This is a genomic window from Microbacterium sp. NPDC080220 (assembly GCF_040686395.1).
Taxonomy (GTDB): Bacteria; Actinomycetota; Actinomycetes; order Actinomycetales; family Microbacteriaceae; genus Microbacterium; species Microbacterium gawkjiense.
Genome location: NZ_JBFBOP010000015.1, coordinates 16,370 through 27,071 on the forward strand (window position 1 = coordinate 16,370; position 10,702 = coordinate 27,071).

The 10,702-nt window shown below is 65.3% G+C and carries 9 protein-coding genes and 1 other annotated feature; of the genes, 6 read left to right on the plus strand and 3 right to left on the minus strand.

What is annotated here, in order from left to right:
• The first annotated feature begins 21 nt into the window (after window positions 1-21).
• From AB0P29_RS15735 to AB0P29_RS15745, 3 genes are all read left to right on the plus strand, one after another.
• On the plus strand, window positions 22-2,004 hold the full coding sequence (locus AB0P29_RS15735; protein WP_363381113.1) for a M13-type metalloendopeptidase: 1,983 nt from the start codon (window positions 22-24) through the stop codon (window positions 2,002-2,004).
• Window positions 2,005-2,009: 5 nt separating this feature from the next.
• Window positions 2,010-2,525, plus strand: a complete 516-nt coding sequence (locus tag AB0P29_RS15740) for a 2'-5' RNA ligase family protein (protein WP_363381132.1) — start codon at window positions 2,010-2,012, stop codon at window positions 2,523-2,525.
• Between the two features lie 320 nt (window positions 2,526-2,845).
• A complete protein-coding gene (locus AB0P29_RS15745; RefSeq protein ID WP_363381115.1) occupies window positions 2,846-3,067 on the plus strand; it encodes a GMC oxidoreductase in 222 nt (73 codons plus the stop codon).
• A 66-nt stretch (window positions 3,068-3,133) separates the two neighbouring features.
• On the opposite strand, the gene AB0P29_RS15750 is transcribed toward AB0P29_RS15745, so the two are convergent.
• On the minus strand, window positions 3,134-6,292 hold the full coding sequence (locus AB0P29_RS15750; RefSeq protein WP_363381117.1) for an efflux RND transporter permease subunit: 3,159 nt from the start codon (window positions 6,290-6,292) through the stop codon (window positions 3,134-3,136).
• 144 nt (window positions 6,293-6,436) lie between these two features.
• On the opposite strand from AB0P29_RS15750, the gene AB0P29_RS15755 reads away from it, so the two are divergent.
• Both AB0P29_RS15755 and AB0P29_RS15760 read left to right on the plus strand, forming a co-directional pair.
• A complete protein-coding gene (locus AB0P29_RS15755; RefSeq protein WP_363381119.1) occupies window positions 6,437-6,943 on the plus strand; it encodes a MarR family transcriptional regulator in 507 nt (168 codons plus the stop codon).
• Window positions 6,944-6,991: 48 nt separating this feature from the next.
• On the plus strand, window positions 6,992-7,609 hold the full coding sequence (locus tag AB0P29_RS15760; protein WP_363381121.1) for a TetR/AcrR family transcriptional regulator: 618 nt from the start codon (window positions 6,992-6,994) through the stop codon (window positions 7,607-7,609).
• On the opposite strand, the gene AB0P29_RS15765 is transcribed toward AB0P29_RS15760, so the two are convergent.
• On the minus strand, window positions 7,535-8,572 hold the full coding sequence (locus AB0P29_RS15765; RefSeq protein ID WP_363381123.1) for an MBL fold metallo-hydrolase: 1,038 nt from the start codon (window positions 8,570-8,572) through the stop codon (window positions 7,535-7,537). The genes AB0P29_RS15760 and AB0P29_RS15765 overlap by 75 nt on opposite strands.
• Window positions 8,573-8,829: 257 nt before the next feature.
• On the opposite strand from AB0P29_RS15765, the gene AB0P29_RS15770 reads away from it, so the two are divergent.
• The gene (locus AB0P29_RS15770; RefSeq protein WP_363381125.1) at window positions 8,830-9,693 is read left to right on the plus strand and encodes an SDR family oxidoreductase; all 864 of its coding nucleotides are present in this window, start codon (window positions 8,830-8,832) and stop codon (window positions 9,691-9,693) included.
• Here the strand turns inward: AB0P29_RS15770 and AB0P29_RS15775 are convergent.
• Window positions 9,690-10,553: an IS3 family transposase gene (locus AB0P29_RS15775; protein ID WP_363381127.1), complete on the minus strand. Its 864-nt coding sequence runs from the start codon at window positions 10,551-10,553 to the stop codon at window positions 9,690-9,692. The two genes, AB0P29_RS15770 and AB0P29_RS15775, sit on opposite strands and share 4 nt — an antisense overlap.
• Window positions 10,461-10,589: a sequence feature (AL1L pseudoknot), on the minus strand. Its footprint overlaps the gene before it by 93 nt.
• Window positions 10,590-10,702: the final 113 nt, after the last annotated feature.

Below are 10,702 nucleotides of genomic sequence, written 5' to 3' on the forward strand. Positions count from 1 at the left end.
AGCGCCCATAGGGTGGGACGCATGACCGAGAACACCCTTCCCTCCGGCATCCAGCTCGACGAACTGAGTGCCGACATCCGGCCGCAGGACGACCTGTTCCGCCACGTCAACGGCGCGTGGCTCGAGCGCACCGAGATCCCCGAGGACAAGGCGCGCTGGGGGTCGTTCCACCTCATCGCGGAGCAGGCCGAGAAGGACGTCAAGACGATCATCGAGGAGTCGACGGATGCCGAGCCCGGCACCGAGACCCGCAAGATCGGCGACCTGTACGCGAGCTTCATGGACACCGCGGCGATCGAGGCGAAGGGTGCTGAGGCGATCGCGCCGCAGCTGACGTACGTCGACCAGGTCACCGGCATCCCGAGCCTGCTGCAGACCTCCGGAACGCTGGAACGCGAGGGTGTCGCCGGCGTGTTCAGCACGTACATCGAGCCGGACCCCGGCAACCCGCAGCGGTACATCCTCTTCCTCGTGCAGGGCGGGCTCTCGCTGCCCGACGAGAGCTACTACCGCCTCGACAACTTCGAGAAGACCCGTGCGGCCTTCCGTGCGTACGTCGCGACGGTCTTCGGTCTCGCCGGTGTCGCCGACGCCGAGGCGCAGGCGGACCGCGTGCTCGCACTCGAGACCGAGATCGCCTCGCACCACTGGGACAACGTCCGCAGCCGTGACGCCGTCGCGACCTACAACCTGATGAGCTGGGATGCCGCGGTGCAGCTCACCGGCGTCGATCTGGCGCCCTGGCGCGACGCCGTCGCCCCCGGCAAGGCGGGCGTCATCGACGAGGTCGACGTCAACCAGCCGAGCTTCTTCGAAGGACTCGGCACCCTGCTGGTCGAGGACCGGCTCGAGGACTGGAAGGCGTGGCTGCGCCTGCAGGTCATCCGCGCGTCGGCGCCGTTCCTGTCGCAGGCGTTCGTCGACGCGAACTTTGCGTTCTACGGCACCGAGATGACCGGTGTGCCCGTCAACCGCGAGCGCTGGAAGCGCGGTGTCTCGCTCGTCGAGGCCGCCCTCGGCGAGGCGGTGGGCAAGGTCTACGTCGAGCGTCACTTCCCGCCGCGCGCGAAGGAGGAGATGGACGTCCTCGTCGACAATCTCATCGAGGCGTACCGGCAGTCGATCTCGTCGCTCGAGTGGATGACGCCCGCCACGCGCGAGCGCGCGCTCGAGAAGCTCGAGGCGTTCACGCCCAAGGTCGGCTACCCGGTGAAGTGGAAGGACTACTCCGACCTCGAGATCGACGCATCCGACCTCATCGGCAACGTCCGCCGCTCGAACGCGTGGCAGCACGACCAGCAGCTCGCAAAGCTCGGGGCGCCGATCGACCGCGACGAGTGGTTCATGACCCCGCAGACGGTCAACGCCTACTACAACCCGCTGATGAACGAGATCGTGTTCCCGGCGGCGATCCTGCAGCACCCGTTCTTCGACATGGAGCGCGACCCGGCCGCCAACTACGGCGGCATCGGCGCCGTCATCGGTCACGAGATCGGTCACGGCTTCGACGACCAGGGCAGCGCGTTCGACGGCACCGGTGCCCTCAACGACTGGTGGACCGACGAGGACCGCGCGTCCTTCACGGAGCGCACCAAGACGCTGATCGAGCAGTACAACGCGCTCGTGCCGCAGGGCCTGTCGGCGGATCACACCGTCAACGGTGCCCTGACGATCGGCGAGAACATCGGCGACCTCGGCGGCCTCGGCATCGCGATCAAGGCGTACCGGCTGCACCTGGAGAAGGCCGGTTCGACGGATGCCGACGGTCCCGTGATCGACGGGCTCACCGGCATCCAGCGTCTGCTGCTGAGCTGGGGGCAGATCTGGCAGCAGAAGGGGCGGGATGCCGAGACGATCCGTCTGCTGACGATCGACCCGCACTCGCCCAACGAGTTCCGCTGCAACCAGATCGTCCGCAACATCGACGAGTTCTACGCCGCGTTCGACGTGACCCCGTCGGACGAGCTCTGGCTCGACGAGGACAAGCGCGTCACGATCTGGTGACCGCGATGCGCGGCGCGCCGGTGGTCAGCATCGAGCTGGAGTTCGATGCCGCGACCGAGCGCGCCGTGCGCGCGGAGTGGCAGGCGCTCGCCGACGCCGGGCTGTCGAGTCTCGCCGCGCACACGTCGCCCTCTAACGCGCCGCATGTGACGCTGCTCGTGCGTCCGTCGGTGTCGCTGGCGTCGGTGCCGTTGCCGGCTGCCTTCGCCGTGACTCTCGGTGCGGTGGTGGTGTTCGGCGCGGGGGAGCGGCGGGTGCTCGCACGCTCGATCGTGCCGTCGGCCGAGCTGCTGTCGCTGCACGCCGCCGTGCACGAGGCCGCCGGTCCCGGCGACGACGCTCCGCACACCGCTCCGGGCGAGTGGATGCCGCACGTCACCCTCGCGCGCCGCATCAAGGTCACGGACCTCGAGCGCGCGCTGCCGCTGCTCGGTGAGCCGATCACCGGCACGGCGCGCGGGCTACGGCGGTGGGATGCGGCATCCGCCACCGTCACCGAGCTCGGGGTGTTAGCACGCTGATCTGGGACCGCGCCGAAAACGCAGCGCAGAGGTTTCGGCGCGATCCGGTTTCGGCGGGGGTTTTCGGTGGATACATCTTCGGCGTGTCGCGTTCGTCTGCTGTGGACTTTCAGGGTCAACGGCACTGTTCTGTGACCGCTCGGTGGCGCCGGATCTCCTCGACCGCCGAAAGGGTGAACGCTCGGGATACAAATCCTGTGGCCGGAAGTACTCGTCGGGGATGGTATCGAGATCCAGCTGAGCCGGGACATGTATTGCGGCATCCGCTGCGGACGCGGCACGCGCTCCGCGGGGTGCCTGCGCAGCGCTTGGCCAAGCGGATGGAGCATCGCGACGATCTACAGCTCATCGGGGCGCTGCAGCAACCACCGGTCGTCGTCGTCGACTCCCAGGGCCGCGTCCTGGGTGTGGCCGGCTTGCGCGTCGCGGACACCTCAATGCTTCCGTGGGCGCCCTCACGGGGCCCCACTGCGACGGCCGCTGCGCCCCGCGATGACCAACGCCTCTCGGGGGATGGACCTGCCGTGGGTTTATCCACATAGCGGGGACCAGAGGCCGGATCGACGCGATGGGAAGGGGTGATCACCACCCCGCGGAATCGGGGCTCCCTAGCTCGTGCGTGCTTCACGGCGGCTCGCCGGGTGCTGATCGTCTCCCTGCCTGTCCGCATCCTGGTGGTCGGCGGTCCGCTTCGTCGTCGAGCGCTCCCGCCCCTGCTCGAACATCAAGTAGAGCACGGGAACCAGGATCAGTGTCAGCGCGGTGGACGAGATGAGTCCGCCGATCACGACGATCGCAAGATCCTGGCTGATGAACCCGCTTGAGCCGGTGACTCCCAGCGCCATCGGGGTGAGGGCGAAGATCGTCGCGAGGGCGGTCATCAAGATCGGGCGCAGTCGCTGCCGTGCCCCGTTGAGTACAGCATCGCGCACGGTTTGACCCTGCTTGCGGTACTGATTGACCAGATCGATGAGCACGATGGCGTTCGTGACGACGATGCCGATCAGCATCAGCATGCCGATCAGCGCGGAGATGCCCAGCGGGCGTCCGGTGATGAGCAACAGCGCGATTGCCCCGGTCGCGGCGAACGGTATCGACACCAGAAGAATGAGCGGTTGCGCGAGCGAGCGGAACGTCGCTACCAGGAGGAGGAACACAATGGCGATCGCCACGAGCATCGCCAGACCGAGCTGCTGGAACGATTCCTGCTGCGTCTGAGCGAGACCACCGATTGTGGCCGTCGTGCCGGACGGCAGGTCGAGGTCTTCGATGCGCTCTTCGACTTCGGTCGTCACAACACCGAGCTCGCCCTCGGCGGGGGTCACCGAGATGGTGGCGACGAGGTCGCCGTCCTGGCGGGTGACCGAGGTCGGCACGGTGACTTCTTCGACGGTTGCGAGATCGGTCAGCGGCACGAGACCGGTGGGCGTGGGGATGGGCATGGCCGCGAGGTCGCCCACCGTCTGCGGCGCAGGGGCGGCATCGATGAAGATGTTGTACTCCTCATCGTCGATCGTCACGCTGCCGACGCTTTGGGGTGACAGGATGTTGCCCACCAGGCCGAGCAGCTGTATTTCGGTGAATCCGTTTTCGAGCGCGACGGTGCGGTCGACGGTGATCTGGACGATCGGCTGTGCAGGCGCGAGGTCGCTGGCGACCTCCGTCGTTCGGGGAGTGTCCTCCAGAGCTGCGTACACCTCGTCGGCCGCTACGGCCAGATCCGCTTCGTTCTCGGCGCTCACGACCACATCCACCGAGCCGCCGAAGCCCCCGGCCATCGCGGCGGCATCCGACAAGCTCACGTCGCCCGGAACGTCGATTTCCGCCAGCTGTGCGCGCACCTCGTCCTTCAGCGCCGTCTGGTCTGCGTTGGGGTCAGTGTTCACGATGAAGGTCGCCGTGCCCCCGCCACCCCCGAGCAGGGCCGAGAAATCGCCTGCCGCGCCCCCGCCCGAGCCGGCCATGAGCATGACCTCCTCGGTGCCGTCGATCCCGAGCAGGGTGTCCTCGACGTCACGAGTGCCCTCGGAGATCGTTTGGAGGTCAGAGCCGGCCGGGAACGTTTGAGAGACCATGATCATGTTCTGGCCCGTGCTGCCCAGAAAGTCGACCTTCAGCAGCGGCACGAGCGACACCGTAATCACCAGCAGCAGGCCCGAGGCGACGAGCGTGATGATCGGATGCTTCTGCGTGCCACGGAGGATCGGCTTGTACCCGCGTTGCAGCCAGCTCTTGTGCTCCTTTTCCTCGGCGGCGGCGCGCACCGCCTCGGGGTCCGCGACGTCCTTCGGCTGACGCAGGAACCAGTACGAGAGCACCGGCACAATGGTGAGCGCGACCAGCAGCGAAGAGAGCATCGCGATTGTCACGGTCAGTGCGAACGGAGCGAACAGCTCCCCAACCAGGCCACCGACCAGGGCGATCGGCAGGAACACTGCCACCGTCGTGAGTGTCGATGATGTGATCGCGCCAGCGACCTCGCGAACGCCCGCAAGGATCGCGTGTACCTTCTCCTCGCCGTATGAGAGGTGTCTCTTGATGTTCTCGATGACGACGATCGAGTCGTCCACCACGCGTCCGATCGCTATCGTTAGCGCTCCCAGCGTCAGCATGTTCAGCGAGTAGCCACCGAGGTTCAGTCCGATGAAGGTGACCAGCACCGACAGTGGGATCGAGATCGCCGTGACCACTGTCGCGCGCACCGAAAGCAGGAAGACGAGGATCACGATGATCGCGAACAGCAAGCCCAGCAGACCCTCGATCGCGAGGTGCTGGATCGACTCTTCGATGAACGGTGCCTGATCGAACACGATCGTCAGCTCGAGCCCGGGGATCTCATCGCTCAGCTCGGTGACCGCGTCGGTTACGGTGTGCGAGATTGCGACGACGTCGCCGCCCTGATTCGCGGTGATCGAGATCGACAGCGCCTCTTCACCGTTCATACGGGTGATCGAGGTCTGTTCCTCAGTGACCAGGTCGACGGTGGCGACGTCGCCGACGGTGACGACCACGCCCGGTTGGGTCTGGCTCGCCATCGGCAGCGCCGCGATGGCCTCGGTGGAGACGACCGCCGTGCCGCCCTGCACTGGAACCAGTGAACCGTCGTCCCTCACCGAACCTAGAGGGAGTGTCATCCCGTTTGCCTGCAGCGTCTGGGAGATCGCCTGCACGCTCAGTCCGTTCGCCGCGAGAGCGGCTTGATCGGGGCTGATCACGACCCGTTCGACCGCGCCGCCGGACACCGCGGCCGAGCGCACGCCCTCGATTGCCTCCAGGCGGGGGACCACGGTGTCGCTGAGCGTTGCCGACAGCGTCGGCAGGTCCTGGTCGGCCGCGGAGGCAGTCATGAAGATCACCGGGATGTCGGCGGTGCTTCCGGCGACCAGGTTCGGCTCGGCACCGCTGGGAAGCGCCGCAGCGATCGAGTCGATCGCCTGTTCCACAGACGCGCGGAAGTCGTCAACGTCGGTACCGTAGGCATACGCGATCGAGACGATCGACATGCTCGACGATGACGTCGCGATGACCTGTTCGACATCGTCCAGGTCCGCGACGGCCTGAGAGACCGGCACACTCACCTGCTCGTCAATGACTTCAGGACTGGCACCTGGCACCACAGTGACCACGGTGGTTCGCGGCAGCTCGATCGACGGGATCAGCTCCTGCTTGAGCTGCGTCATCGAGAAGACACCGAACGCGGCGATCAACAGCGTGACCAGGGCCACCAGCGTGCGATTGGCAAGACTGAAACGGGCAAGACGGAACAAGAGAGCACCACCGGAGGGTCGACGTGAGAAGGGTGCGGACGTGAGCCCGAGAACGAGATCTGCTTCAAGCGAAGCTTAGCCGAAGGCTACGCATCGTCGGCTGTGCCGAGTCTGTGAGAACGATCCAGGGATACGCTCAAGAACGTGGACACCGATGACAGGCTCGAACGCGAGGCACTGCTGGCGGAATTGCTCGGCATGCAGGAGGACCTCGAAACATCGCTCGCCCCCGAGATCATCGAATCCGTGCTCGCCCTGCGTCTCACAATGCAGCAATTGAAGGTGCTCACGCTGCTGGTCACCGAGCCCGAGGGAAGCACGATTCAGGGGCTCGCCAGGACCGCCGGCGTCTCGCTTGCGACGATGTCGGGGATCGTCGTCCGCCTCGAATCACAAAACATGGTCGAACGCACCATCGACCCTCGGGACCATCGCGTCCGACGCGTCACGGCCACCGCGACCGGCCGAGAGACCGTCCGGCGGCTGCTAGTGGGGAGGCCCGAGCTCAGCCGCACCCCCCTCAGCCGGCTCGCTCTGGACGATCTTCGAGCGCTCACCCAGGGCATCCGGGCGCTGTTGCGTTCTCTAAACGACAGCCCCTTCGCCATTGCAGTTCCCCCGACAGACAAACGTTCCCTCGAACCGCGGTAGAGTCTCTCCCGAAATAATTGGGGCGATCCACCCAGGGGAGGTGCCGAAATGGCGGAGAAGCCCGCGCGGGTACGAGACCCGATGCGTCGTGAGCGCATCCTGACCGCGGCGGCCGCCCTCATGGCACAGCACGGATACCACATGGCCAACCTGAGCGACATTGGCGCCAAGGCGGGCATCGTCGGTTCAGGAATCTACCGGCATTTCGACGGTAAGCCGGCGATCCTCCTCGAATTCTTTGATCGCGTAATGGATCGACTGATCTGCGATGCTGAGGACTCGCTGCGACATGCTGGTGACGGGATCTGGACCCTCGAACATCTCGTGACGGCGCAGGTGCAGTTCACGATGGACGAACGACAGCTCTACCAGGTCTACCTCAATGAGGCGCGCAACCTCCCGCCCGCCGACCTGAGCCGGCTTCGTGAGAAACAGCGAACCTACGTCGGCATCTGGCAGGAGACGCTACTTTCGCTGCGTCCCGAACTGAGCGCGGCGGAATCGCAGGTCCTCGTTCAAGCGGCGATCAATGTCATTCACTCCGTACTGCTTTATCGCCCCGCGCTCGAGCGCGGCGATCTGGAGACGCTCCTAATCGATGCCAGCATGCGCACGCTCGGCGTCGAGGGTGCGCAGACCGGTTGCCGCGATGTGGTTGAGATGTGATCGCGTCTCGGCGACGGCTGCCCGTAGGTTATGACCGTCGAGGCTGTTCCAGCCTCTCGACCAGGTGAGAATCTGTGCGATGTCCCACGCTGTCGCGCCAGGATTGTCCGCCAACGCGGTACGCACTTCCAGTCCTCGCTCGAGGTGATGGTCTCGCAGCTCACGACAGCGTTCCGCCAGGCCGCGGAATCGGTACTCGTGGGCTGGGCATACCTCCCACGCATCCCACACTGCAACTGCCTCGAGCGACGCGAAGTACTCGGCGACGGCGTCCCGGTCTGGCTCGTTGGCTTCGGCGCCGATGTTGGGAGTGATTCCGGGCAGGACGTGGTCGCCCGTCAGCACCAGGCGAGAATCGTGATCAAGGAGACAGATGTGCCCCGCGGTATGCCCCGGAGTCCACACGATGGTGATATCCCGGCCGGCGAGCGGGATCGCGGATCCGTGGTGAACTTTCAGGCTGCTCGGGCGAACGCCAGGAAACATGCCCAAGTACTGCTCAGGGTGCAACAGGACCCCGTTGAGGATGTCTGATGGCAGCCCGCAGGACACAAGAAACGCCCTTTCGCGTTCGATGAGTTCGTCGAGACCCACGTCTGCGAAGAAGTCACTCTCGCGCGGATGCATAGCAAGCCACGCCCCATGCATGTCAGCGAGTTCAAACGCCGCGCCAAGGTGATCCGGATGGAAATGGGTGATGACGACCCCGACCATCGACTTGGAGTCGAGACCTGCGTACTCGATCCCCGCCATCAGGTGTGCATGGCCGGTCGCGCTGCTCCAGCCAGGATCCACGACAACAAACTCACCGACTGCATTCGCAAGCAGATACGAGAACGTAAAGCGGACCGGGAACGGACAGTCGACAGGAACCGACCACACCAACTCAGCGACCTGCTCACAAGGGGGTCGCGACCGCGAAAGCGAAGCGTCCTTCTGCCGGGTGCCCGTCACTTCGATCATCCCGCCACCCTATTCGAACCCCTTCGTAGTGACTAGTGTTTCACTAGCGGGCGTGGCAGGTGGTGACGGGAGTTCGAGAACGCCAGGACCGGCGCGAAATTGGCGTCGCACTCCGCAAGAGGCGGGCGTCATTCGAGGGTCCTTCTCTCAGAGCGATGTCTGAGCTGGAGAGCCCGCTGAGCAGTGTGCGACGGCGCGTGATTCGCGCCCCTCCACAACCCAGAAGAGCACCAATGGCAGGACGAAAGGTATAGATCATGGCAGGACGACTCGAGGGCAAAGTAGCTCTCATCACCGGAACCGCCGACGGACAGGGCAGGGCGGCGGCGCTCGCCTTCGCTGCCGAAGGCGCCAAGATCGTGGGTTGCGATCTCAAGGCTGAACTCACCGAAGAGACCGTAGACCTGGTGCGTGCGGAGGGAGGCGAGATGGTCTCCATGCAGCCGCTCAACCTGAGCGACGAAGCTGCTGTCCAGAACTGGATCGACTTTGCCGTAGGGGCGTATGGCGATTTCGATATCCTCTACAACAACGCCTCAGGCGTACGAGGTGGCACCATCGAGTCCCTCACTCGCGCTGACTGGGACTTTGACATGACCAACGAGGTCACCATCCTGTTCCTGGCGATTCAGAAAGCGCTGCCGGTATTCAAGCGCAAGGGCCACGGCGTCATCCTCAACACTGGATCGGTCGCCGCCATGGTCGGCTCGGCGATGCCCGGCAACGTCGCGGGCAACCTCGTGCACAACGTGGCCAAGGGTGCCGTGCTGCGGCTGACGACCAATCTTGCTGTTGAGCTGTCACCGTGGAACATTCGCGTAAACACCGTCTCGCCAGGGTTCATCGACACCCCCGCGACGCGTTCGCTTCTCGAGGCCGGAGGGCGCGAGCCGGTCGAGAAGTCGCTGCTCAACCCGCGCATCGGGCGGCCCGAGGACATCGCTATGGCGGCGGTGTACCTGTGTTCTGACGAGGCCGACTATGTCACCGGGTCCAACCTCGTGGTTGATGGTGGGTGGGTCGCTGGTGGCGGCGTTGGCCGCCCTGACCCCGCGATTGACCGAATCTTCGGCGAAGTGATGAAAAAGCTGGCGAACGTCCCTGAATCGCCCCGGGTTTAGTGGAGGGCGAGTTCTCCCAGCGCCGGCTGGTGCTGGGGGTTGTTCTCACGGTAGTACTCGTTCTCCTTCTCGATGGGTGTGAGGTATCCGATCGATGAGTGCAGGCGGTTCTCGTTGAACCAGTGCACCCAGGAGAGCGTGGCGAGTTCGAGCTCATCGGCGGTGCGGAACGGGCCGTCGATCTTCACGCACTCGGTCTTGTAGAGCCCGACGACGCTCTCGGCGAGGGTGTATTGAGCTCCCGCGTCCGAGTGCTGAATCACTCCCGCGACGTCTTGACCGGCCCGGTCTCGGACCCAGAGCGCCATCTCCAGCGCGTCCAAGGGCAGATCGGTCGACATCCGGTCCATGGTCCGCCAGCCCACGATCCTCCGCGAGAACCCGTCGGTGACGAAAGCGGTGAATGCCATGCCCGACCACGTCGGCACATACGTGAAGTCGACGACCCAGAGCTCGTTCGGCCGGTCCGCGCGGAAGCAGCGTTGCACGTGATCGGGGGGCCGGAACGACGCCCCGTCCGCTCTCGTGGTGATGAACTGCTTCCCACGACGGACCCCGCGCAGCCCCTGCTCCCGCATGAGTCTTTCGACCGTGCAACGGGCGACGATGATGCCCTCGCGGCGCAGCAGCCGCCAGATCTTCCGGGCTCCGCTGATCCCGCGGCCCAGCTTGCGGTCCCAGAACACCCGCTCGATCTGCACGATCAACTCCGCGTCCGCGATAGCTCTCGCCGACGGCGCACGCTTCTTGAACGCGTAGTACCCGGACGGGGCGATCGGCACGGCATGCGCGGTGAGCACCCGGCAGATCGGCTCGACCCCGAACCGGTCACGATGATCGTCGATGAACTGAACTACCACGGCAGTCGCGGGTCGAGCTCCCGCGCGAAAAACGAGGACGCCGCCAACAGGATCGGCGGATTCAACCGGTGGTCGCAACGAGTTCCGCGAACTTCTCCGATGGTGTCAGATAGCCGAGTGTCTTGCGTGGTCGACCGTTGAGCGAGTCC